Origin of the sequence: Gordonia paraffinivorans (assembly GCF_900683595.1) — a bacterium.
Lineage (GTDB): Bacteria > Actinomycetota > Actinomycetes > Mycobacteriales > Mycobacteriaceae > Gordonia > Gordonia paraffinivorans.
Genome location: NZ_CAACYD010000005.1, coordinates 738,690 through 761,288 on the forward strand (window position 1 = coordinate 738,690; position 22,599 = coordinate 761,288).

Below are 22,599 nucleotides of genomic sequence, written 5' to 3' on the forward strand. Positions count from 1 at the left end.
GATGCGATCCGGGTGACACTCACCGCTCCACGAAGCCGACGAGGCCTCCCCGCGGCGGATCGATGCTCTCGACGACCAGATCCACCCGTCCGGGGGTCGTGCCGGAGCGCAACGCGTCGAGCAGCGCGAGGACCTTGTCACGCGGGCCCTCGGCCACCACGTGCACCCGTCCGTCGGCCAGATTCGACGCCGAGCCGACCAGCCCGAGTTCCAGCGCGTGCGACCGCGTCCACCATCGGAACCCGACGCCCTGGACGTGGCCGTGGACAAATGCCGACAGCCTGACCTGCTCGGTGTTGCCGGCGCCCGGAGTGTTGTCGGTGCTCATGGCGGCTCGCTATTCCGTGGTGATCTTCAGGTCGACCTCGGCGCCGGCCTTGATGGTGCGCCCGACGGTGCAGACGGCGTCGATGGCGCGCCGCACGACGACGAGGAGCCGATCGGCGGCGTCGGCGTCGAGCTCGGAGAGGTCGAGTTCGAGGATCTCCTCGAGGCGCGGGTACACCTCGTTCTCGCGGTCGGCGTCGCCGCTGACGCGGATGGTGGCGTCGTAGTCGTCGCCGAGGCGGCGCGAGAGCGGGCGGTCCGACGCCATGCCGGTGCAGGCGGCGAGCGCGATCTTCAACAGCTCACCCGGGGTGAAGACGCCGTCGACGTCCTGCGACCCGATGAGCACCTCGGCGCCGCGCGAACTGTGCCCGGTGTAGCGGCGGGTTCCGGTCCGCTCGACCCACAGCTCGGTGTGCGCCGGCTCGGCGGCTGGCGTGTTCTGCTCGGTGGTCATGCTCAGGCGAGTCCTCTCAGAAGGCGGGGCGGCTCGGACGCCGCGGACAATAGTAAGGTCCCCGGCCGGGCAGACATTCCCGAGACACCTGCGCCCGCGTCGTGTGGACGACTTCCCGCGCGGCGTCGGCGCCTGTCAGCGGCCGTCCGCGGGGCGGCGCCGCAGGGTGCAGGCCCGAGACGCCACGCCTTCCCTATCGACCCGAGCGGCGCTGACACTTCGGGCAGAAGTACGAGCTGCGGTTCATGAACGACTCCCGGCGCATGATCGTCCCGCACCTCTTACACGGAAGCCCTTCGCGCCCATAGGCGTTCAGTGAGCGCTCGAAGTAGCCGGATTGTCCGTTGACATTGACGTACAACGAGTCGAAGGACGTCCCGCCGACCTCGACCGCCTCGGACATGACCGCGGTGGCGGCATCGATCAGTTCCCGCAACTTCTTTCGGCTGATCGACTCCGCGACCCGGGTCCCGCGCAATCGCGCCCGCCACAGCGCTTCGTCGGCGTAGATGTTGCCGACACCGGAGATGACCGTCTGATCGAGCAGGACGCGTTTGATCTCGGAGTGCTTGGCGCGCATGCGGTCCACGACCACCACGGCGTCGAAGACCGGGTCGAAGGGATCCGGCGCGATGTGCGCGACCGACACGGGAACATCGACGCCGTGGTCGTCGACCACGTAGTCGTCGAGATGCCATCCCCCGAAGGTGCGCTGGTCGACGAAGCGCAGTTCGTTGCCGTCGTCGAGAGCGGCGCGGATGCGCAGGTGGGTGTGGTCGGGGGCGCCCTCACGGGCGATGAGCATCTGGCCGCTCATGCCGAGGTGCACCACCAGAGCAGCACGGTCCGCGGCGTCGGCGACGTCGATCCACATGTACTTGCCGCGACGACGCACACCGGTCACGTGCTTGCCGGTCAGCCGCCCGATCAGGTCCGGTTCGCCGCCGATGTGGCGGCGCACGGCCCGCGGGTGGAGGACCTCCACAGAGGCCACTGCGCGCCCGCGGAGATGTTTCTCGAGACCCATTCGGACGGTCTCGACCTCGGGGAGTTCAGGCATCTACCAGTGCGATCAGGACGCCGATTCCGACGACGCCTCGGCCTCGGCATCGGCGCCGCGTTCGGTCAGCGCCTTCCACGCGTGGGCGGCGGCCTGCTGCTCGGCCTCCTTCTTGGTGCGGCCCACGCCCTCGCCGAGGTTCTCCCCCGCGACCACCGCGATCGCGGTGAACTCCTTGTTGTGGTCGGGACCCGTCGAGGAGATCTGGTACTGCGGCGGACCGAAACCGCGCTCGGAGCTGAGCTCCTGCAGCGAGGTCTTCCAGTCCAGCCCGGCACCGAGCCGGCCGGCCTTGTCGATGCGCTCGTCGAAGAGGCGCAGGATGACCCGCCGCGACGTCTCGAGGCCGTGGCTGAGGAACACCGCCCCGAAGATCGACTCGAGTCCGTCGGCGAGGATCGAGTCCTTGTCGCGGCCGCCGGTCATCTCTTCTCCGCGACCGAGGTACAGGTACTTGCCGAGGCCTCCCTCGTCGCCGAGACCGCGGGCCACGTCGGCGAGGGCGTGCATGTTGACCACGCTCGCGCGGATCTTCGCGAGTTCACCCTCCGGACGGTCCGGGTAACGCAGGTAGAGCCGTTCGGTGATCACCACGCCGAGCACGGAGTCACCGAGGAACTCCAGGCGCTCATTGGTCGGCAGGCCGCCGTGTTCATAGGCGTAGGAACGATGCGTCAGTGCCAGCGTGAGGAGCTCTTCGGGGATGTCGGTGTCGAGTGCTTCGAGCAGCGCGGCGAACCGGCCGGCCTCGTCGGGCGTCTCAGTCACGGTGCTACCGGTCGCCCTTCGTCTCGTCCCCCGCGTCCCCCTTGTCCTCGGAGAGTTCGGCGAACTTGCCGGCGAGCCCCGCCCACCGCGGGTCGATCACATCGTGCCCGTGACCGGGCTCGGCGACGGCCAGCCGGATCCCGCACACCTGGCAGAGGCCGGGGCAGTCGGGCTCGCACAGCGGCGACATCGGGAGCTCGAGTGCCACCGCGTCGATGATCGCCTGCTCGAGGTCGATCCGGTCGTCGACGATGCGGTGGACGTCGTCTTCCTCGGTCGTCTGCTCGGTGACGCTGTCGGGGTAGGCGAACAGCTCGGTCAGGAACACCGTCACCGTGCCGTCGACGGGCTCGAGGCAGCGCGAACACTGGCCGACGGTCTCACCGCATGCGGTGCCGGTCACCAGGATTCCCTCGCTCACCGACTCGAGCCGCAGGTCGAGGTCGACGTCGGAGCCCACCGGGACGCCGATCATCTCGACGCCGAGACGGACCGTCGTCTCGATGGTCCGGTGCACCTCGGTCATCGTGCCGGGGCGGCGGTTGATCGACCGGACGTCGAGAACGAAGGGGTCGCGCCGCGGGGCGGATTCGCCGCCGGGGGCGGTTTCTGATGTCACAGCATGATCAGACACAAGCTGCACGATACGCCCGGATCACCGAATCATCGACCGCCCCCGGCGGCGTGTGTCGACACCGGGGTCGGCCCTGGTCACACGGCGAGCGGCGAGCCCTGGTCGCGGTCGTAGGAACCGCGGTGCGTGTCACGCGAATGCGTGGCCTCGCGGGTCTCGTCGACGCTGCGCGGGTACTCGACGTAGTCGTGCATGCCGGCGCCGGTCCGCAGCTGGTGGCGTCCGCGGTTCACCGAGCGCAGGGTGCCGGTGAGGATCTCCTCGAATTGCGCCAGCTTCTCGTCGACGTAGACGTCGCAGTCGCCGCGCAGGCGGTCCGCCTCGGCGTGGGCGGCGTCGATGATGCGCTCGGCCTCCGACTTGGCCGCGGCCACGACCTCGGTCTCGGAGACCAGGCGCTGCTGCTCGGCGATGCCGTCGGCCACCGACTTGTCGTAGGTGTTGTTGGCGGCGTCGATGGTGCGCTGGGCCTCGGCGCGCGCCCGGCCGGTGACGGCCTCGAACTCACGTGCGGCGCTGGTCTGCAGGCGGCGGGCCTCCTCGGTCGCGTCCTCGATCAGCGACTTGGAGTGCGCGCTCGCCTCGTCGACCATGCGATCGGCCTGCGCCTTGGCCTCGGAGAGGATGCGGTCGGCCTCGGCGCGGGCGTGCGCGAGGACGGCCTCCGATTCCGAGTCGGCCTTGGCGATGGTGGTCTCGGCGTGCTCGCGCGCGTCGCCGAGCAGGGTCTCACGCTGGTCGAGGACGTCCTGGGCGTCGTCGAGTTCACCCGGGATCGAGTCCTTGATGTCGTCGAGGAGTTCCAGCACGTCGCCGCGCGGGACGACGCAGCCGGCGGTCATCGGCACGCTGCGCGCCTCCTCGACAATGGCGACGAGCTCGTCGAGAGCCTCAAATACGCGGTACACAGCCACCCCAATCCGGCGCTTGCCTGTTTGCAACAGTTGGTGAATCTGAGGCCATTGTGCCGAATGTTGTGTCTGTGACTGGTGAAGCGCGTGTGGCGTGTCGCGGGTTCCCGCAGGTGATTTCCGACGGAGAACCCGAGACCGGGGAACCGAGAATCAGACCGAGCGCTCTCCGGTGACCTTCGCGACGAGCGCCTTGTGGATGTGCGGCGACAGGAAGGGGGTGACGTCGCCGCCCAGCTTGGCGACCTCCTTCACCAGCGAGCTGGAGACGTGCGCGAAGCGGGGATCGGTGAGGAGGAAGACGGTCTCCACGTCGGCGAGGTCGCGGTTCATCTGCGCCATCGGCACCTCGTAGTCGAAGTCCACCGCCGAACGCAGGCCCTTGACGATCGTGCGGATCGACTCCTGCTTCAGGTAGTCGACGAGCAGCCCCTCCCAGCGATCGACGCGAACGCCGGGGAGGTCGGCACAGTCCTCTTCGATGAGCGCGATCCGCTCGTCGATGCTGAACATTCCCCGCTTGTTCGGGTTGACCACCACCGTGATCACGACCTCGTCGAAGCACGCCGCCGCTCGTTCCACCACATAACGGTGGCCGAGGGTGAAGGGATCGAAAGAACCGGGACACACTGCCGTCGTCATGGCCTGAACTTACCGCCGACGCGTCGACCCGGTGACGCACACCTCAGGCGCCGGTGTACTCGGCGACCTCCACCCGGGTGTCCCCGTAGTTCTTGTCCACCACGATCTCGAAACCCGCCGGCCAGATGTCGTCGTCGGAGCGCGCAGACCGCTCGACGACGACCAGCGCCCCGTCGGCCAGATGGGACCCGGCGAGCAGCCGGAGGTCCTCGGCGAGGGCTTCCGCGTCGAGCGAATAGGGCGGGTCGGAGAAGACGAGATCATAGGGCGTGCCCGACGCGACCGACAGGAACGACGACACCGGCCGCGACACCACCGTGGCGACGCCGCCGATGCCGCACTCCTTCACGTTGCCGGCGATCACCGAGCCGGCCTTGCGCGAGGACTCGACGAATGTGACGTTCGCCGCACCGCGGGAGACGGCCTCGATCCCGAGCGCCCCGGATCCGGCGTAGAGGTCGAGGACCCGCATGCCGTCGACGTCGTATCGCGCCTGCAGGATGTTGAAGACGGATTCGCGCACACGGTCGGATGTGGGACGTGTTCCCTCGCCCGGGACGCGCAACCTTCTCCCCCGCAGCCGGCCCGCGATGATCCTCGTCATGCGGCCATTCTCCCACCCTCCGAACACCCACATCCCACCTCCGGGTAACACGGTTGTGACCCAATTCACATTGCATGGCTGAGCAGGGGGAAGGTAGTGCTTCGATGGGGCAATTTCTGCCGCTGGGTGACTTCGGTGTGACCCTTCGTTAGCGTCGAAAGCGTTATGAGCCCTTCACAAACAGGAACGGCCCCAACACCTGTCCTCACGGTCGACTATCGGATGCCGACGGTCGCCGACGGAACCCGAATCTGGGAAATCGCTTCGGACTCAAAGGTTCTCGACGTCAACTCGTCGTATGCCTACGTACTCTGGTGCCATGACTTCGCCGAGACGTCCATCGTCGCCGAAGTCGACGGCAATCCGGTCGGTTTCGTCACCGGATACCGCCGCCAGAACGATCCGTCGACCCTGATGGTCTGGCAGGTCGCCGTCAACGATTCGATGCGCGGGCACGGCGTCGCCGCGTCCATGCTGCATCACCTCTTCGACCGTGCGAACCGGCAGGGAATGGTGGCCATGCACACCACGATCAGCCCGGACAACATCGCGTCGCAGCGACTGTTCGCCTCGGTTGCCAAGGCCCGAGGCCTTCGATTCGAGCGTCGAGATCTCTTCGACGCCAACACTTTTCCGGACTCACACGAGCCCGAGGACCTCTACATGCTCGAACCGGAGATCCCCGAGCCCTGACGGCCCGCGCGCGATCCCGACGCCTCGGTCACGATAGTCAGATCGATCACAGGCGAAATACTCTGTGCCACACCGTTGTTGGCATCACTCGGATAGAAGTGCCGAAATCCGGCATACATTTCGAGAGTTCTGGGTACCCACGGTCGTCGAACCACCACGCCGGAACTCCTGCGCTCACCTTCTACGAGCGCGGTCACAATGAAGAAGGAAGCAGGACATGCAACTTCTCGACACCACCCCTGTTCTCGACAAGACCTTCGACGACTCGGTGTTCACCGCACACGAGTCCGAGGTCCGCAGCTATTGCCGTAACTGGCCTGCCGTGTTCACCACCGCCAAGGGGTCCTACATCACCGACCAGAACGGTCGGGAATACCTCGACTTCTTCGCCGGCGCGGGCTCGCTGAACTACGGCCACAACAACCCGGAGCTGAAGAAGGCTCTGATCGACTACATCGCCGACGACGGCATCACCCACGGCCTCGACATGGCCACCGTCGCCAAGGGCAACTTCATCGAGAAGTTCACCCAGCACATCCTCGAACCCCGCGGGCTGGACTACAAGATCCAGTTCCCCGGCCCCACCGGCACCAACGCCGTCGAGTCGGCGCTGAAGCTGGCCCGCAAGGTGACCGGCCGCGAGTCGATCATCAGCTTCACCAACGCGTTTCACGGCATGACCCTGGGATCGCTGTCGGTGACCGGGAATTCGATGAAGCGCGCCGGCGCCGGCATCCCGCTGGTGCACGCGACGCCGATGCCGTTCGACAACTACTTCGGCGGAGTCGTCGAGGACTTCGCCTGGTTCGAGCGCGTGCTCGACGATTCCGGCAGCGGACTGAACCGTCCCGCCGCGGTGATCGTGGAGACCGTCCAGGGTGAGGGCGGCGTGAACGTCGCCCGCGCCGAGTGGCTGCGCGCTCTCTCCGACCTCTGCCGGCGCCGCGACATCCTGCTGATCGTCGACGACGTGCAGATGGGATGCGGCCGCACCGGCGAGTTCTTCTCCTTCGAGGACGCCGGCATCAAGCCCGACATCGTCACCCTCTCGAAGTCGATCAGCGGCTACGGCCTGCCGTTCGCGCTGACCCTGTTCAAGCCCGAACTCGACGTCTGGACCCCGGGCGAGCACAACGGCACCTTCCGCGGCAACAACCCCGCCTTCGTCACCGCGGCCAAGGCCATCGAGACCTACTGGACCGATGACACCCTCAGCCGCGAGATCCACGAGAAGGGCGACCGCATCCACGAGGTCTTCTCCGACCTCTGCAACCGCTACGACGGCATCTCCACCCGCGGTCGCGGGATGGTCCGCGGCCTGGCCTTCGAGGACCACACCGCCGCCGGCAAGGTCTGCGCGCAGGCCTTCGGAAACGGGTTGCTCGCCGAGACCTCGGGGCCGTCCGACGAGGTCGTCAAGCTGCTCCCGCCGCTGACGATCTCCCGCGCGGACCTCGATCGCGGCCTGTCCATCCTTTCCGACGCAGTCAAGGAGGTGATCGGATGATCGTCCGAACCACCGAAGAGATCACCGGTACCGAGCGCGACGTCGCCGATCCGAAGGGCAACTGGCGCTCCAAGCGCATCGTCCTCGGCGGCGATGGGGTGGGATTCTCGTTCCACGAGACCACCATCAACGCCGGTAGCGTGAACGAGTTCCACTACGCCAACCACATCGAGGCCGTCTGGCTGGTGGAGGGCACCGGGACGCTGCTCGACCGGGAGACCGGTGAGACCTATCCCCTGGCACCCGGCACGATGTACCTGCTGAACGGGCACGAGCGCCACACCGTCACCGCCGACACCCGGATGCGGATGCTGTGCGTGTTCAACCCGCCGGTCGTCGGCACCGAGGTGCACGACGAGAACGGCGTCTACCCCCTCGTCGCCGTCCCGCAGCCGGCCGGCAAGCACGCCGAGGACGCCCCCGTCTCCTGACAACACTGTCTCTCGCCGACGCCATGACCGACCGCTCTCCCGACGGTGCCTCGGCGACGTGAGACCTCGACGAGTGCGCACCCTGCCTATCCTGGGCAGGGTGCGCACTCGTCTTCAGCTCGGTGACATCCCCGTCGAGCCCACCCCGCTCGACGCCGACGTCGAGGACCGCATCGCCGAGGCCGCCGACATGCTCGCCGGATGCCGGGCGGCGGTCCTGACCGGCGCCGGCATCTCCACCGAGTCCGGCATCCCGGATTACCGCAGCCCGGGTTCGCCGCCGCGTACCCCGATGACGCTGGAGATGTTCCTGTCGTCGCCGGAGTTCCGGCGACACTACTGGGCGCGCAACCATCTCGGCTGGCGTCACATGGACGCCGCGCGCCCCAGTTCCGCGCACCTGGCGCTCACCGATCTGCAGCGGGCCGGGCGGGTGTCGACGGTCATCACGCAGAACGTGGACATGCTCCACACCAAGGCGGGGACGCGGGGCGTCATCGAACTCCACGGCTGCTACGGACGCGTGCGTTGTCTGAGCTGTGACTGGCGGATCTCGCGGCATCGGCTCGCCGCACGGCTCGAGTCGCTCAACCCCGGCTTTGCCGAGCGGGTGGCAGGACGCGGCGCGATCGAGGTGGCCCCGGATGCCGACGCGACACTCACCGACACCTCGGACTTCGTGATGATCGACTGTCCGCAGTGCGGCGGCATCCTCAAGCCCGACATCGTCTACTTCGGCGAAGCGGTACCCAAACCCCTTGTAGAGCAAGCATTCTCCGTCGTCGACGACGCCGACGCCCTACTCGTGGTCGGGTCCTCGCTCACCGTCATGTCGGGGCTGCGGTTCGCCCGGCGAGCGCACCGCGCAGGAAAGCCCATCGTCATCGTCAACCGCGGGCACACGCGCGCCGACGAGCTCGCGACGCTCAAGATCGACCACCGGGCCGGGGTCGTGCTGCCGGAACTGGCGCGCACGGCCGAGCCCGGTCAGCGGGCGACGACCACCAGGTCGTCGGCGTGAACCACCGGGCGCTGCAGATCCGGGGGTAGCTCGTCGGTGTGGCGGCCCAGCATGGACGTCACGTCGTCGAAGTCGTACGAGGCGACGCCGCGGGCGACCACCCGGCCGTTCTGGTCGACGAGCTCGACGACGTCGCCGGAGAAGAACCGGCCGTTCACCCCGGTCACACCGGCCGCGAGGAGCGACCGACGCCTGCGCGACACGGCCGCGACCGCACCGTCGTCCAGGACGATCTGGCCGCTGGCGTCGGCGGCGTGCCGCACCCAGAATCGGCGTGCGGACAAGCGTTCGGGCCGGGCGGCGAACACCGTCCCGACCGAGGCGTCGGCCAGCGCCTGCGCCGCCGAGGACGCCGCCGCCAGCAGCACCGGCACTCCGGCATCCGCGGACAGGCGGGCGGCGGCCAGTTTCGAGGCCATGCCGCCGGTGCCGAGCGCGCCGCCGGAGCCGGCGATCACACCGTCGAGGTCCTCGGGTCCGTTCACCTCGGGGATGAACTGGGCTCGGCGGCCGTCGACGCCGACCTTGCGGGGATCACCGTCGTAGAGGCCGTCCACATCGGAGAGCAGGATGAGCGCGTCGGCACCGGACAGGTGCGCCACGAGCGCGGCCAGCCGGTCGTTGTCGCCGAAGCGGATCTCGTTGGTGGCGACGGTGTCGTTCTCGTTCACGACGGCAACGGCACCGAGGGAGCGCAGGCGATCGAGCGTGCGCTGGGCGTTGGCGTGATGGCTGCGGTTGTTGATGTCGTCGGCGGTCAGCAGGACCTGCCCGACGGTGCGCCCGTAACGGGCGAACGAAGTGCCCCAGGCGTGCGCGAGCGCCAGCTGGCCGACGCTGGCCGCGGCCTGCTTGGTGGCGAGGTCCTTGGGACGCTTCTTCAGCCCGAGCGGGGCGAGACCGGCGCTCACCGCGCCGGAGGACACCACGATGACATCCGATCCGGCGCGCATCCGCGCCTCCAGGGCGTCGGCGAGGGCGTCGAGCCGGTCGCGGTCGAGCCCCTCGTCGAGGTCGGTCAGCGCCGACGAGCCGATCTTCACCACGACGCTGCGCGCGTGTGCGATCTGCTCCCGCACGGTGGGGAACCCGATGCTCGTCTCCGCGGTCACGACAGGTCCTGCTCTCCGTCCTCGAGCGGCAGCCCGCGCCGCAGGCGGCGGGCCTGCTTGCGTTCGGCGGCGCCCACGCGTTCGTTGCGCTCCAGGCGGATGTCGGTGCCACGCCCGGTCAGCGGCACCTCGTCGCCCACCGGGGTGGTCGGCTCCCAGTCGAAGGTGACGTCGCCGATGGTGACCGGCGCACCCGGCTGGGCGCCCAGCTTGACCAGTTCGTCCTCGACGCCGAGGCGGTTGAGCCGGTCGGCCAGATAGCCGACGGCCTCGTCGTTGTCGAACTGCGTCTGCCGGACCCAGCGCTCGGGGCGCGCGCCCCGCACGATGAACCCACCCTCGATCTCGGGATCGGGAACGATGGTGAAACCGGCGTCGTCGACCGCCTTGGGCCGGATGATCGCCCGGCGCGGTTGCTTGGCGGGCTGGGATTCCCGGTACTCGCGGACCATCTTCGCCAGCGCAAAGGTCAGCTCGCGCAGGCCCTCGTGCGACACCGCTGAGATGCGGAAGACCGGCCAGCCGCGTTCGGCCAGTTCGGGTTCCACGAGATCGGCGAGTTCCGCGGCGTCGGGCACGTCGATCTTGTTCAGGATCACCACACGCGGGCGCGAGGCGAGGTCGCCGAGGCCGTGGTCGGCGTCGAGCGCGGGCTTGTACGCGGCGAGTTCGGCCTCGAGGGCGTCGATGTCGGAGATCGGGTCGCGTCCGGGTTCGAGGGTCGCGCAGTCGACGACGTGTGCGAGCACCGCGCACCGCTCGAGGTGGCGCAGGAACTCCAGACCGAGGCCGCGCCCGGTCGAGGCGCCGGGGATGAGGCCGGGGACGTCGGCGATGGTGAACACGTCGCCCGCGGTCTGCACGACGCCGAGATTCGGCACCAGGGTGGTGAACGGATAGTCGGCGATCTTCGGCTTCGCCGCCGACAACACCGACACCAGCGAGGACTTGCCCGCCGACGGGAAGCCCACCAGGCCGACGTCGGCGACGGACTTCAGCTCGAGGACCAGCGAGCGCTGCTCGCCCTCCTCTCCCAGCAACGCGAAGCCGGGGGCCTTGCGCGCCTTCGACGCCAGGGCCGCGTTGCCGAGACCGCCGCGACCGCCCTGGGCGGCCTCGAACTCGGTTCCCTCCCCCACCAGGTCGGCGAGGATGGTGCCGTTCTCGTCGAGGACGACGGTGCCGTCGGGAACCTTCAGGATGAGGTCCTCGCCCTTGGCGCCGTCGCGGTTGTCGCCCGCGCCGGGCTTGCCGTTGCTCGCCTTGGCGTGCGGACGGAAGTGGAAGTCGAGCAGGGTGTGGACCTGCGGGTCGACGACGAGCTTCACCGAGCCGCCGTTGCCGCCGTTGCCGCCGTCCGGGCCGCCGAGAGGCTTGAACTTCTCCCGGTGGACCGAGGCGCAACCGTGGCCACCATTGCCCGCCGCGACGTGAATGGTCACGCGGTCGACGAACCGTGACATCGAACTTCCTTACTTCCGTGGAAAAAGACAGGGCGGGCCGGGTACGCGATGACCCTGCCCGCCCTGTGTAAAGGCTTGTGTGCCGGAGTGCTCGGGTCAGACCTGAGCGGTCTCCGGGACGATGTTGACCGTCTTGCGGCCACGCTTGGTGCCGAACTCCACCGCGCCCGAAGCGAGGGCGAACAGGGTGTCGTCGCCGCCGCGGCCGACGTTCACGCCCGGGTGGAACTTGGTGCCGCGCTGACGGACCAGGATCTCGCCGGCGTTCACCTGCTGGCCGCCGAAACGCTTGACGCCGAGTCGCTTGGCGTTGGAATCGCGACCGTTGCGCGAGCTGGATGCGCCCTTCTTATGTGCCATCTGTCAGTCCTCCTGAGGTCTTCGCGAAGCTGATCGAACTACTTGATGCCGGTGACCTTCAGGACCGTCAGCTTCTGACGGTGGCCCTGGCGCTTGTGGTAGCCGGTCTTGTTCTTGAACTTGTGAATGCGGATCTTGGGGCCCTTGACGTGCTCCACGACCTCGCCGGTGACCGAGATCTTGGCCAGCTCGTCGGCGTCGGTGGTCAGGTTCGAGCCGTCGACGACCAACGCGACCGGCAGCTTCACCTCGGTGCCGGGTTCCCCGTCGATCTTCTCGACCTTGACAATGTCGCCCTCAGCGACCTTGTACTGCTTACCGCCGGTCTTGACGATCGCGTACGTTGCCATCGAAGTTCTTCCTCTTACTCGTCTGGTCGGGCCCTTCGCCAGCGCCGGGCGCTTTCGAAGGCGTTCGTGTAGTGCATGCCGGCGCGGGCCGCAATCCACCCAGTCATGGCGACCGGGAGTGGCTGCAGATCACACCAGAGGGCCTGCCACGGGATTCGCACCGTGGCTGTTGCCGAGTCACAGCTCAGCACAGAACAGCGCAGACCCTCCGCGGGAGGCGACCTTTCAAGGTTACGGGAACGGCGGTGGCCGGGTCAAACTCGGCCCGCCGCCCCTTCACCTCGAACGATCAGTCGTCCGCCGGGGGCGGCCCCGCAGGCCGCCCGGCCGTCCGACGCCGCGGACGACGCCGGACCGCGACAACCGGTTCGGCAGGGTCCGACGAGATCGGCCCGAAGGTCGTCGTCGGCTCCGGGGCCGGTGCTGCATCGGATGCGGTCATGACGACGTTCTCCGGCGCGGTGGTCGTCTGCACCGGACGGCGCACGGCGCGGCGACGACGGCGGGTGGTCGCGGCGGGCTTGTCGCCGGTCTCGGGCGCCTCGCCGGCCGGTTCGCGTGCGGCCTGCGACTCCGGTTCCTGCTCGACCACCGGCGTGCTGTCGGCGGCCTCGTCGGCTTCCGCAGCGGTGCCCTCCGACTGCTCGCCCTCCGACTGCTCGCCCTCCGACTGCTCGCCCTCGGTCTTCTCGCCCTCCGCCTTCTCGGCCTCGGTCTCGTCGCCCTCGGCTGTCGCGGCGCCGGCCTCGTCGACCTTGGCCCCATCGGCCTTGGCCTCGTCGACCTTGGTTTCAGCGGCCGTGGTCTCAGCGGCCTTGGTCTCAGCGGCTTTGGTCTCGTCGCCCTTCGGACCGGCCGCGCACTTCTCGGCGCGGGTCTCCCCCGCCTCGGCGACCGCCTTGCCCTCGGCTGCCGAGCTCTCCTCGACCTGGACCTCGTCGGCCCGGACGTGCGCCTCCTCGACGTGCTCACCCTCATGATCCTCGTCGTGGTGGTGCGCGGCCATGGCGCGGAACAGCGGGTGCTCGGCGGCCGGCTTGTGCGGCGGCAGCGCCGCCGGCTTCGCCTCCGGTGCGGCCGGCTCGGACTTCTTCTTGCCTCGGCGCGACCGTTTGGAACCGCCCTCGGCGCGCGCCGAGTCGTCGGGTCGGACCTCGACCGGGTTCTGGTGGACGATGAGCCCACGCCCGCCACACGTGGTGCACGTGGTCGAGAAGGCCTCAAGCAGGCCGGTGCCCAGCCGCTTGCGCGTCATCTGGACCAGGCCGAGCGAGGTCACCTCAGACACCTGGTGGCGGGTCCGGTCACGGGCGAGCGCCTCGGTGAGGCGCCGCAGCACCAGATCGCGGTTCGACTCGAGCACCATGTCGATGAAGTCGACGATGATCATGCCGCCGATGTCGCGCAGGCGCATCTGCCGCACGATCTCCTCGGCCGCCTCGAGGTTGTTGCGAGTGACCGTCTCCTCGAGGTTGCCGCCCGATCCGGTGAACTTGCCGGTGTTGACGTCGATGACCGTCATCGCCTCGGTGTGCTCGATGATCAGCGTGCCGCCCGACGGCAGCCACACCTTGCGGTCGAGCGCCTTGGCCAGCTGCTCGTCGATGCGGTGGACGGCGAACGAGTCCGGTGCGTCGGCGTGCGGCTTGCTGAACTTCTCCACGCGCTCCATGAGGTCGGGAGCCACCGAGCTGATGTAGCCCTCGACCAGGTTCCATGCGTTGTCGCCCTCGACGACGAGCTTCTTGAAGTCCTCGTTGAAGAGGTCGCGCACCACCCGCACGAGCAGGTCGGGCTCCTCGTAGAGCGCCTTGGGCGCCGTCGAGCCGCTCTTCTTGGCCGTCTCGACCGCTTCCTCGATGGACTTCCACTGCGCCTCGAGACGGGCGATGTCCGCACCGAGCTCCTCGGCGCTCACGCCTTCGGAGGCGGTGCGGATGATGACGCCGGCGTCGTCGGGGACGAGCTTGGCCAGGATCTGCTTGAGCCGCTTGCGCTCGACGTCGGGCAGCTTGCGGCTGATGCCGGTCGACGAGCCGCCGGGCACGTACACGAGGTAACGACCGGCCAGTGAGATCTGGGTGGTCAGGCGGGCGCCCTTGTGGCCGACCGGGTCCTTGCTGACCTGCACCAGGACGTTGTCTCCGGGCTTGAGCGCCTGCTCGATCTTGCGGGACCCGCCGTCGAGTCCGGCGGCGTCCCAGTTGACCTCGCCGGCGTAGAGCACGCCGTTGCGGCCGCGGCCGATGTCGACGAACGCCGCCTCCATGCCGGGCAGGACGTTCTGCACGCGGCCGAGGTAGATGTTGCCGACCATCGACGCGGAGTTCGCGGTGGTGACGAAGTGTTCGACGAGGACGCCGTCCTCGAGCACGGCGACCTGGGTGTAGTCCTCGACGGGCTGGTGGTCGTCGGCGTCGACGATGCGGCTGTTGGCGCTGCGCTCGCGCACCACCATCACCCGGTCGACGGCCTCGCGGCGCGCGAGGAACTCCGACTCGGTCAGGATCGGCGGGCGGCGACGGCCGGCGTCGCGGCCGTCCCGGCGGCGCTGACGCTTGGCTTCGAGCCGAGTGGAACCCGAGATCCCCTGGACCTCGTCGCGGGCCCGCTTGCTGCGGGGCTCCCGCTCGTGCACGACGGTGTTCGGCGGATCGTCGGGCGAGCCCTCGTCGGGCTCGGAGACACCCTTGCGACGGCGACGACGACGGCGGCGACGCGTCGACGACACCTCGCCCGAGTCCGAGCCCTCGGAGTCGGAGCCCGACTCGTCGTCGGACTCTGCGCCCTCGGAGTCGTCCTCGGCCCCGCCGTCCTTGTCCTGCGCGTTCTTGTCCCCGGTTTTGTCCTGGTTGCCCTTCTTGGCGTCCTTGCTCGCGGTCTCGGAGTCGCCGGACTCCTTGTCCTGCGATTCCGAGGACTCGTCCGTGTCGGACTCGCCGCCCTGGGACGCAGACGACGAGCGACGGCTGCGCCGGCGACGTCGACCGGTCGGGGCGCCCTCGCCGGAGTCGGAGTCCTCCGACCCCGTGGCGGACTCCCCTGCCGATTCGTCGGCGGATTCCCCCGCCGCGTCGTCGGAGTCATCGGAGTCCGACGAGTCGCCGTTGTTCGAGTCGCCATTGGTCGAGTCGCCACTGGTCGAGTCGTCGTTGTTCTCGGCATCGGCGCCCTGGTCGCCGCGACCGCGGCCACGACCGCGGCGTCCCCGGCGACGACGGCGGCTACGGCCCGAACCCGATCCCGAATCGTCGGAGTCGTTGTCGGACTCGGAGTCCTTGTCCTCGCCGGTTCCGGTGCCGGTCGTCTCGGTGTCGGTCGTCTCGGCGTCGGTCGTCCCGGTGCCGGTGTCGGTCGTCCCGGTGCCGGTGTCGGTCGTCTCAACGTCCGGGGTGTCCGTGCTCGATTGCTCGGCGGTCACGCGACCGGCCGCGGCCTCGCCTCCGACCTCGTCGGCGGTGTCCTCGTCCACCTCGTCACCCGGAGCCGGGGGCTGCGGCGGGAGGAACAGGGGTGCGACGTCGAACGGCGTGTTCGTGGGGACCGGCGCCGTGACGATCGGCTCGTGGTACTGCGTCGAGGCCGCCGAGAACAGGCTCAGCGGCTCGTCGGCGGGAGTGGGCTCGCCGGCCGGGCCCTGTTCCGGCTCGGCCTCGTCGGACGCATCCTTGCCGGCCGAGGCCGCGTCGGCCGCTTCTGCCGACTCCTCGGCAGCGGTGTCGGCCGCCTCTTCGGCGGGAGCCTGCTCAGCCGCGGGCTCCTCGGCAGCCGGTTCCGCGGAGGGGGCCTCCGGTTCCGGAGCCGTCGCGGCCTCTGCGGCCTGCTCCTCGGCCGGGGCGGTCTCGGCCGCAGGCTCGGCGGTGGCAACCTCCTCGGCGGGGATGTTCGCCCGGACCCGTTCGGCCACGGCCTGCGCCAACTCACGGTCGACGCTCGATTGGGGGCTGCGTGTCTGCACGCCGAGCGTGGCCAGGTGGGCCAGCACCTGACGGCTCGTCAGCCCCAGGAAGCGGGCCAGTGCGTGCACACGAAGTTTGCTGGGAAATTCCTCCACCGGTTCCGACGCTGCGTTCGCGTCAGCCGGTGACCCGTTGTCGGTCACTCAGTCTCCTCGAACCCCCGGGCGCGTCGGGCTGACGCGGCCACGCGAGGGTCTGCTCTGTGTCCCGGCCACTGCGGGCCGGTGTTGTGTGGTCTGCGCGTAGTCGTGCTGGACCTGACTTTCCGGTCAGCAGAGAACGCTCTTGCTGTGTCGATGACCGCATCCCGGGCGCCTTCCACGCCACCGGGCACAGGGCAATACCTGAGTCTCGGCTGCTGGCAGCAGCCAAACCTCGGCGGGGTCAGCTGTGGTTTGAGCATCGCGGTGCAGCTGGCCGCACCGCGAGGCGCCGAACCTAGGCGCGTCATCCGGCCACCGTCGACAAAGTGTGTCGGCGATAACTGTGCAAGTATCCCACACGGCGGCCGGATGGCCGCAAAGTATGCGCTTTACGCAAGCGCGCGTCGGAGAAGAGACGAGAGAATCAGCCGGCGAGTCCGGGGAACCAGAGGGCGATCTCACGCTCGGCCGATTCCGGCGAATCGGATCCGTGGACGATGTTGTACTGGGTCTCGAGGGCGTAGTCACCGCGGATGGTGCCGGGCACGGCCTTCTCCACCGGGTCGGTGCCGCCGGCGATCTGACGGAAGGCCGCGACCGCACGGTGCCCCTCGAGGACCATGGCGACCAGCGGGCCGGAGGTGATGAACTCCAGCAGCGACGGGTAGAAGGGCTTGCCCTCGTGTTCGGCGTAGTGGCCGCGGGCCACCTCGTCGCTCGCGGTCTTGAGTTCGAGGGCGACGATGGACAGGCCCTTGCGCTCGATCCGGCTGATGATGTCGCCGACGAGGTTGCGCTTGACGCCGTCGGGCTTGATGAGTACGAGAGTGCGTTCAGTCACGACAGACACCTTAACGACCGGCCCGATGCCGCCTCCCGGCAGGCGAGGCCCGGTCGGGAGAGCCCGGGATCAGGAGCAGTACTCACCTGCCACCGGGAAGAAGCCGTAGTTGAACAGATTGCCCGACGTCGATCGGGGATCGATGACGACCTGCAGGCAGCCGCCGGGCGAGGCCAGCGCACCGGTGAGGGCCAGATCGAACTGCTGGGCCAGGCCGAGGTTGGCCGGCTTGTACTGCGCCGGAACCGGCAGCGTCGCGATCGCCTCGGGTGCGTTCATCCCGGCCAGCTGCTTGGTGATCGCGTGGGTCGCGACCCAGCCGAATTCACCGCCGGACACGGGGACCGGTGCGTCGGCCGTGGGCACCGTGAACGCCGCGATCGCCTCGGGGGTCTGCTCGGGGGCGGGATCGGCGGCCGCGACAGCGGGAGCGCCGAGGGCGACGGCTGCCGCGCCGAGGAGTGCCGCGCAGGCGAGCGAGCGGGTGCGATCGGAGCGGGCGGGGGTGCGGGAGAGCAGGAACTGCACGTACGTCCTCACGTCGGGTGTGTCGTCACGATCGGGTCGCGACAGGAAGCGGCCGGGCGGAACTCCTCGGCTCCCCCACGGCATGCGCCATTGTCGCAGCAACACCGCCTGTGCGGCACGCTTCGGCGATAACGGTCCGGACACAGGTCTTGCGGCTGGCGAAGCGCCGCCTGACCAACGTTGACCGTCCGCCGGTACGTTCAGTCGATCGGTTCCTGACCCGGGAGCTGCCCCTGCTCGATCCGCTTCTCGACGTCGAGCTTCACATAGCGGATGTAGAGCCACACCGACCCGAACACGAGACCAACCGCCGCGATGGACCAGTGGAAGAGGCCGCCGACGATCACCGCGACCTGCAACGCGAGGTCGAAGTTGAGCGCCCACGGCCGCCCCTGCATGCCCGAGGCCAGGATCATCAGCACCAGGAGGACCGTGAGGTACCCGCCCGACAACCAGGTCAGGCCGCCGCCGAGCCGCCACACGATCGGGAACGCCAGGATCACGACGATGACCTCGAGGATCATCGTCCCGGCCATCACGCCGCGCAGGCCCTTCCACGGATCGGTGGTCGGCGGGGTGTAGCGGGTCATGTGGGTTCCTTGTTGAACAGTGTGCGTGCGGCACCGGCGGTGACGACCGAACCGGTGATGACGACCCCGGCGCCGGAGATGCGTTCGCCGTCGGCCTCCTCGGCCAGTGCGATCGCCTCCTCGACGGCGTCGGGCAGGAAGGGCTTGACGACGACGCGGTCCTCGCCGAACACCTCGTGCGCGTACTCGGCGAGCGTCTCCGGGTCGAGCGCCCGCGGCGAACCGTTGTCGGTGACGACGATCATGTCGAAGACGGGCTCGAGTGCCTCGAGCAGCCCGCGCGCGTCCTTGTCCCCCAGCACGCCGACGACGCCGACGAGCCGGCGGAAGTCGAACTCCTCGGCCAGCGCCTGCGCGAGGGCGGCGGCGCCGTGCGGGTTGTGCGCCGCGTCGGCGAACACCGTCGGGGCGCTGCGCAGGCGTTCGAGCCGTCCGGGACTCGAGACCGACGCGAAGCCGCTGCGGATCGCGTCGACGTCGAGCTGCCGATCGGGCCCCGCGCCGAAGAACGCCTCGACCGCTGCGAGCGCGACCGCCGCGTTGGCCGCCTGGTGCGCGCCGTGCAGCGGCAGGAAGACCTCGTCGTAGACCCCGCCGAGACCCTGGATGGTGAGCATCTGGCCGCCCACGGCGAGCACCGAGTCGAGCACGGCGAACTCCGAACCCTGGCGCGCCACAACGGTTCCCGCCTCCACGGCGGCCCGCAGCAACACGTCCATGACCTCGGGCGCCTGCTCGGCGATGATGGTCACCGGGTCGACGGCCCCGATCGCGTCGGGGTCCCCGGGCTTGATGATGCCCGCCTTCTCCCCGGCGATCGCGGTGAGCGAGTCACCCAGGTAGTCGGCATGGTCCATGGCGATCGGTGTGATCACCGAGACCGTCCCGTCGATGACGTTGGTGGCGTCCCAGCGTCCGCCCATCCCGGTCTCCACCACCGCGAGGTCGACCGGAGCCTCCGCGAAGACGGCGTACGCCATCGCGGTGAGCACCTCGAACTTGCTCATCCGCGGACCGCCCGACGCGGTCGAGCTGTCGTCGACCATCGTGATGTAGGGCTCGAGCTCGCGATAGGTGTCGATGTAGGTCCGCGCCGGGATCGGCTTGCCGTCCACCGAGATCCGCTCCGTGACCCGCTGCAGGTGCGGGCTGGTGATGCGGCCCGTGCGCCGGTGCAGCGCGAGCATCAGCGCGTCGATCATGCGCGTCACCGACGTCTTGCCGTTGGTGCCGGCGATATGGATCGCCGGGTACGCGCGCTGCGGCGACCCGAGCAGGTCCATGAGCGCCGAGATCCGGGTCAGCGACGGCTCGATCTTCGTCTCCGGCCAGCGGGTGTCGAGTTCGGCCTCGACCTCGGCGAGCTCGGCGAGGTCCTCGGGGCTGTCGCCGGCCCGCAGCGGTTCGGGGGCCGGCGCCGGTTCCTCGTCGTCCAGCAGCGACGACAGACCCAGCGGATCCTCGCCCACGACGGCGGGATCCTCCGCGGGGAAGCCGTTCTCGTCGCTCACGCTCGCCCGGCCAGACTCGCCAGCTTGGCCTTCAGCCGCTCGACCTCCTCGGCGGCGATCCGCTGCCGCTCACGGATCTTGTCGACGACGTGGTCGGGCGCCTTCGCCAGGAACTGCTCGTTGCCCAGCTTGCCCGACGTGGTCGCGAGTTCCTTCTCGGCGGCGGTCAGGTCCTTGGTGAGGCGCTTGCGCTCTGCCTCCACGTCGACCGTGCCCGAGGTGTCGATGGCGACGGTGACCGTGCCGACCGACAGCCGCACCTCGATGGTCGCGGTGGCCCCGAAGTCGGGTCCGGCCGCGTCGAGGCGGGCGAGGCTCTGCACGAACGGCAGCAGCGGTTCGAGTCCCGACTCCCCCAGGCCCTCGAACTGCGCGGCCACCCGCTGGCCCGGGCGCAGGCCCTGGTCGCTGCGGAATCGGCGCACCTCGGTGATGAGTTTCTGCAGGTCGGCGATGCGGGCGGCCGAATCGGCCGACCAGTCGCGGCCCGACGGGGCCGGCCACTGCGCGACGACCAGCGACTCGCCGCCGGTCAGCGCCTTCCACAGCACCTCGGTGACGAACGGCATGACCGGGCTCAGGGCGCGCAGCAGCGGCTCGAGCACCGCTCCGAGCACGATCCGCGTGTTCTCCGAACGCGCCTCGTCGTTCTCGGCGAACTGGACCTTCGCCAGTTCCAGGTACCAGTCGCACACCTCGTCCCAGGCGAAGTGGTAGAGCGCCTCGCACGCCTTGGAGAACTCGTAGGCCTCGAAGCCGGCGTCGACCTCGGCCAGGACCTCGTCGAGGCGACCCAGGATCCAGCGGTCGGCATCGGTGAGCTCGGCGGCGTCGGGCAGGTCGGCGATCTTGGCGCCGTTCATCAGCGCGAACTTCGTCGCGTTGTACAGCTTGGTCGCGAAGTTGCGCGACGACTGTGCGTGGTCCTCGCCGACCGAGATGTCGGCGCCCGGGTTGGCGCCGCGGGCGAGGGTGAACCGCAGGGCGTCGGCGCCGTAGCGCTCCACCCAGTCGAGCGGGTCGATGCCGTTGCCCTTGGACTTCGACATCTTGCGGCCGTGCTCGTCGCGCACGAGGCCGTGCAGGAACAGGTTGTGGAACGGGACCTTCTTGTCCGGCCCGAGATCCTTGCCCACGTAGGTGCCGAACATCATCATCCGGGCCACCCAGAAGAACAGGATGTCGTAACCGGTCACGAGGACCGAAGTGGGATAGAACTTCTCGAGGTCGGCGGTCTCGTCCGGCCAGCCCATCGTGGAGAACGGCCACAGCCCCGAGGAGAACCAGGTGTCGAGGACGTCGGTCTCCTGGACGTAACCCTCCGGCGCTTCTTCGTCGGGACCGACGCAGATGACGTCGCCGTCGGGGCCGTACCAGATCGGGATGCGGTGGCCCCACCACAGCTGACGCGAGATGCACCAGTCGTGCATGTCGTCGACCCAGGCGAACCAGCGCGGCTCCATCGACTTCGGGTGGATGACGGTCGAGCCGTCGCGGACGGCGTCGCCGGCGGCCTTGGCCAGCTCGGAGACCTTGACCCACCACTGCATCGACAGGCGCGGCTCGATGGGCTCACCGGTGCGCTCGGAGTGCCCGACGCTGTGCAGGTACGGACGGACCTCCTTGACGATGCGCCCCTGCTCGGCGAGGGCCTCGCGCACCTTGACGCGCGCCTCGAAGCGGTCCATGCCGTCGAACTGCGTTCCGGTGCCGGCGATCCGGGCCGACTCGTCCATGATCGTCGGCATCGGCAGGTTGTGCCGCTGGCCGATCGCGAAGTCGTTCGGGTCGTGTGCGGGGGTGATCTTGACCGCGCCGCTGCCGAACTCGGGGTCGACGTAGTCGTCGGCGATGACCGGGATGGTGCGGTCGAGGAACGGGTGCGGCAGCTCGGTGCCGACGAGGTGCTTGTACCGCTCGTCGTCGGGATGCACGGCGATCGCGGTGTCGCCGAGCATCGTCTCCAGACGGGTGGTGGCCACGACGATGTGCGGCTCGTCGTCGTTCAGCGAGCCGTAGCGGAAGCTGACCAGCTCGCCCTCGACGTCGGCGTAGCTGACCTCGATGTCGCTGACCGCGGTCTTGAGGACCGGCGACCAGTTGACCAGGCGCTCGGCCTGGTAGATCAGCCCGTCGTCGAACATCTTCTTGAAGACGGTGTGCACGGCGCGCGAGAGACCCTCGTCCATCGTGAAGCGCTCGCGCGACCAGTCGACGCCGTCGCCGAGGCGCCGCATCTGCTCGCCGATGTTGCCGCCGATCTCCGCCTTCTCGGCCCACACCCGCTCGATGAAGGCCTCGCGGCCGAGATCGTCGCGGGTCTTGCCCTCGGCGGCGAGCTTGCGCTCGACCATCGTCTGCATCGCGATCGCCGCGTGGTCCATGCCGGGCAGCCAGAGCACCTCGTAGCCCTGCATGCGCCGGCGACGGCAGAGGGCGTCCATGAGGACGTGCTCGTAGGCGTGACCCATGTGCAGCGACCCGTTGACGTTGGGCGGCGGGATCACGATCGAGAACGGGGGCTTGTCACTCGTCGCGTCGGCGGTGAAGTAGCCGGCATCTACCCAGCCCTGGTAGAGGGCCGACTCGTGCTCGGCCGGGTCCCAAGATTTCGGCAGGTCGTTCTCGGGCAGCGCGGATGTCGGGTCGAGTGATGTCACGGGCGCCATTCTATGTTTCCGCCGGGT

22 protein-coding genes are annotated in these 22,599 nt (G+C 69.1%); 4 read left to right on the forward strand and 18 right to left on the reverse strand.

Going from position 1 to position 22,599, the window contains the following annotated elements; genetic code table 11:
• Nucleotides 1–19 precede the first annotated feature (19 nt).
• The 8 genes from E1P53_RS05540 to rsmD all read right to left on the reverse strand — a co-directional run bounded on the left by E1P53_RS05540 (nt 20) and on the right by rsmD (nt 5,403).
• Nucleotides 20–328 (reverse strand): acylphosphatase, encoded by a 309-nt coding sequence (locus E1P53_RS05540; protein ID WP_131733667.1) that lies wholly within the window; start codon nt 326–328, stop codon nt 20–22.
• Nucleotides 329–337: 9 nt separating this feature from the next.
• Nucleotides 338–784 carry an OsmC family protein gene (locus tag E1P53_RS05545; protein WP_006898493.1) on the reverse strand — a complete coding sequence of 149 codons (447 nt, stop codon included), beginning with the start codon at nt 782–784 and terminating at the stop codon, nt 338–340.
• Between the two features lie 193 nt (nt 785–977).
• The gene (mutM, locus tag E1P53_RS05550; RefSeq protein WP_131733668.1) at nt 978–1,844 is read right to left on the reverse strand and encodes a bifunctional DNA-formamidopyrimidine glycosylase/DNA-(apurinic or apyrimidinic site) lyase; all 867 of its coding nucleotides are present in this window, start codon (nt 1,842–1,844) and stop codon (nt 978–980) included.
• 12 nt (nt 1,845–1,856) lie between these two features.
• Nucleotides 1,857–2,612 carry a ribonuclease III gene (gene rnc, locus E1P53_RS05555; RefSeq protein WP_006898491.1) on the reverse strand — a complete coding sequence of 252 codons (756 nt, stop codon included), beginning with the start codon at nt 2,610–2,612 and terminating at the stop codon, nt 1,857–1,859.
• A gap of 4 nt (nt 2,613–2,616) precedes the next feature.
• A complete protein-coding gene (locus tag E1P53_RS05560; RefSeq protein ID WP_006898490.1) occupies nt 2,617–3,231 on the reverse strand; it encodes a YceD family protein in 615 nt (204 codons plus the stop codon).
• Nucleotides 3,232–3,323: 92 nt separating this feature from the next.
• The gene (locus E1P53_RS05565) at nt 3,324–4,154 is read right to left on the reverse strand and encodes a DivIVA domain-containing protein (RefSeq protein WP_006898489.1); all 831 of its coding nucleotides are present in this window, start codon (nt 4,152–4,154) and stop codon (nt 3,324–3,326) included.
• Nucleotides 4,155–4,310: 156 nt separating this feature from the next.
• Nucleotides 4,311–4,799: a pantetheine-phosphate adenylyltransferase gene (gene coaD / locus E1P53_RS05570; RefSeq protein WP_109237715.1), complete on the reverse strand. Its 489-nt coding sequence runs from the start codon at nt 4,797–4,799 to the stop codon at nt 4,311–4,313.
• A gap of 43 nt (nt 4,800–4,842) precedes the next feature.
• Entirely contained in the window at nt 4,843–5,403 is a 561-nt protein-coding gene (rsmD, locus tag E1P53_RS05575) for a 16S rRNA (guanine(966)-N(2))-methyltransferase RsmD (RefSeq protein WP_131733669.1), read from the reverse strand.
• Between the two features lie 165 nt (nt 5,404–5,568).
• Between rsmD and ectA the strand changes: the two genes are divergently transcribed.
• The 4 genes from ectA (at nt 5,569) to E1P53_RS05595 (ending at nt 9,055) form a co-directional block, all read left to right on the forward strand.
• Complete coding sequence (gene ectA, locus E1P53_RS05580; RefSeq protein WP_131733670.1) at nt 5,569–6,096, forward strand: diaminobutyrate acetyltransferase; 528 nt, start codon at nt 5,569–5,571, stop codon at nt 6,094–6,096.
• 217 nt (nt 6,097–6,313) lie between these two features.
• The gene (gene ectB / locus E1P53_RS05585; protein ID WP_006898485.1) at nt 6,314–7,603 is read left to right on the forward strand and encodes a diaminobutyrate--2-oxoglutarate transaminase; all 1,290 of its coding nucleotides are present in this window, start codon (nt 6,314–6,316) and stop codon (nt 7,601–7,603) included.
• On the forward strand, nt 7,600–8,034 hold the full coding sequence (locus tag E1P53_RS05590) for an ectoine synthase (protein ID WP_006898484.1): 435 nt from the start codon (nt 7,600–7,602) through the stop codon (nt 8,032–8,034). The genes ectB and E1P53_RS05590 overlap by 4 nt, the downstream gene beginning before the upstream one ends.
• Before the next feature lie 100 nt (nt 8,035–8,134).
• Nucleotides 8,135–9,055, forward strand: coding sequence for an NAD-dependent protein deacetylase (locus E1P53_RS05595; RefSeq protein ID WP_131733671.1), 921 nt, complete (start codon nt 8,135–8,137; stop codon nt 9,053–9,055).
• On the opposite strand, the gene proB is transcribed toward E1P53_RS05595, so the two are convergent.
• The 10 genes from proB to E1P53_RS05645 form a co-directional block, all read right to left on the reverse strand.
• Entirely contained in the window at nt 9,022–10,167 is a 1,146-nt protein-coding gene (gene proB / locus E1P53_RS05600) for a glutamate 5-kinase (RefSeq protein ID WP_006898482.1), read from the reverse strand. The genes E1P53_RS05595 and proB overlap by 34 nt on opposite strands.
• Nucleotides 10,164–11,630: a GTPase ObgE gene (obgE, locus tag E1P53_RS05605; protein ID WP_131733672.1), complete on the reverse strand. Its 1,467-nt coding sequence runs from the start codon at nt 11,628–11,630 to the stop codon at nt 10,164–10,166. Before obgE ends, proB begins: the two co-directional genes overlap by 4 nt.
• Nucleotides 11,631–11,726: 96 nt before the next feature.
• Nucleotides 11,727–11,990, reverse strand: a complete 264-nt coding sequence (gene rpmA / locus E1P53_RS05610; protein WP_006898480.1) for a 50S ribosomal protein L27 — start codon at nt 11,988–11,990, stop codon at nt 11,727–11,729.
• Between the two features lie 38 nt (nt 11,991–12,028).
• Nucleotides 12,029–12,340 carry a 50S ribosomal protein L21 gene (gene rplU, locus E1P53_RS05615; protein WP_006898479.1) on the reverse strand — a complete coding sequence of 104 codons (312 nt, stop codon included), beginning with the start codon at nt 12,338–12,340 and terminating at the stop codon, nt 12,029–12,031.
• A gap of 289 nt (nt 12,341–12,629) precedes the next feature.
• Nucleotides 12,630–16,442 carry a translation initiation factor IF-2 N-terminal domain-containing protein gene (locus E1P53_RS05620; protein ID WP_131733673.1) on the reverse strand — a complete coding sequence of 1,271 codons (3,813 nt, stop codon included), beginning with the start codon at nt 16,440–16,442 and terminating at the stop codon, nt 12,630–12,632.
• Between the two features lie 424 nt (nt 16,443–16,866).
• On the reverse strand, nt 16,867–17,283 hold the full coding sequence (ndk, locus tag E1P53_RS05625; protein ID WP_006898477.1) for a nucleoside-diphosphate kinase: 417 nt from the start codon (nt 17,281–17,283) through the stop codon (nt 16,867–16,869).
• 69 nt (nt 17,284–17,352) lie between these two features.
• Nucleotides 17,353–17,811, reverse strand: a complete 459-nt coding sequence (locus E1P53_RS05630) for a hypothetical protein (RefSeq protein WP_006898476.1) — start codon at nt 17,809–17,811, stop codon at nt 17,353–17,355.
• 200 nt (nt 17,812–18,011) lie between these two features.
• The gene (locus tag E1P53_RS05635) at nt 18,012–18,401 is read right to left on the reverse strand and encodes a DUF4233 domain-containing protein (RefSeq protein WP_109237707.1); all 390 of its coding nucleotides are present in this window, start codon (nt 18,399–18,401) and stop codon (nt 18,012–18,014) included.
• Nucleotides 18,398–19,912, reverse strand: coding sequence for a bifunctional tetrahydrofolate synthase/dihydrofolate synthase (gene folC / locus E1P53_RS05640; protein WP_131733674.1), 1,515 nt, complete (start codon nt 19,910–19,912; stop codon nt 18,398–18,400). The genes E1P53_RS05635 and folC overlap by 4 nt, the downstream gene beginning before the upstream one ends.
• The gene (locus E1P53_RS05645) at nt 19,909–22,581 is read right to left on the reverse strand and encodes a valine--tRNA ligase (RefSeq protein ID WP_131733675.1); all 2,673 of its coding nucleotides are present in this window, start codon (nt 22,579–22,581) and stop codon (nt 19,909–19,911) included. Before E1P53_RS05645 ends, folC begins: the two co-directional genes overlap by 4 nt.
• Nucleotides 22,582–22,599 lie beyond the last annotated feature (18 nt).

Coding starts and splice junctions, on each gene's coding strand:
- E1P53_RS05540 (WP_131733667.1), bottom strand. CDS start 328: ATGAGCACCGACAACACTCCGGGCGCCGGCAACACCGAGCAGGTCAGG.
- mutM (WP_131733668.1), bottom strand. CDS start 1,844: ATGCCTGAACTCCCCGAGGTCGAGACCGTCCGAATGGGTCTCGAGAAA.
- ectA (WP_131733670.1), top strand. CDS start 5,569: ATGAGCCCTTCACAAACAGGAACGGCCCCAACACCTGTCCTCACGGTC.
- ectB (WP_006898485.1), top strand. CDS start 6,314: ATGCAACTTCTCGACACCACCCCTGTTCTCGACAAGACCTTCGACGAC.
- rsmD (WP_131733669.1), bottom strand. CDS start 5,403: ATGACGAGGATCATCGCGGGCCGGCTGCGGGGGAGAAGGTTGCGCGTC.
- E1P53_RS05590 (WP_006898484.1), top strand. CDS start 7,600: ATGATCGTCCGAACCACCGAAGAGATCACCGGTACCGAGCGCGACGTC.
- obgE (WP_131733672.1), bottom strand. CDS start 11,630: ATGTCACGGTTCGTCGACCGCGTGACCATTCACGTCGCGGCGGGCAAT.
- E1P53_RS05635 (WP_109237707.1), bottom strand. CDS start 18,401: ATGACCCGCTACACCCCGCCGACCACCGATCCGTGGAAGGGCCTGCGC.
- rpmA (WP_006898480.1), bottom strand. CDS start 11,990: ATGGCACATAAGAAGGGCGCATCCAGCTCGCGCAACGGTCGCGATTCC.
- E1P53_RS05545 (WP_006898493.1), bottom strand. CDS start 784: ATGACCACCGAGCAGAACACGCCAGCCGCCGAGCCGGCGCACACCGAG.
- rplU (WP_006898479.1), bottom strand. CDS start 12,340: ATGGCAACGTACGCGATCGTCAAGACCGGCGGTAAGCAGTACAAGGTC.
- coaD (WP_109237715.1), bottom strand. CDS start 4,799: ATGACGACGGCAGTGTGTCCCGGTTCTTTCGATCCCTTCACCCTCGGC.
- E1P53_RS05645 (WP_131733675.1), bottom strand. CDS start 22,581: ATGGCGCCCGTGACATCACTCGACCCGACATCCGCGCTGCCCGAGAAC.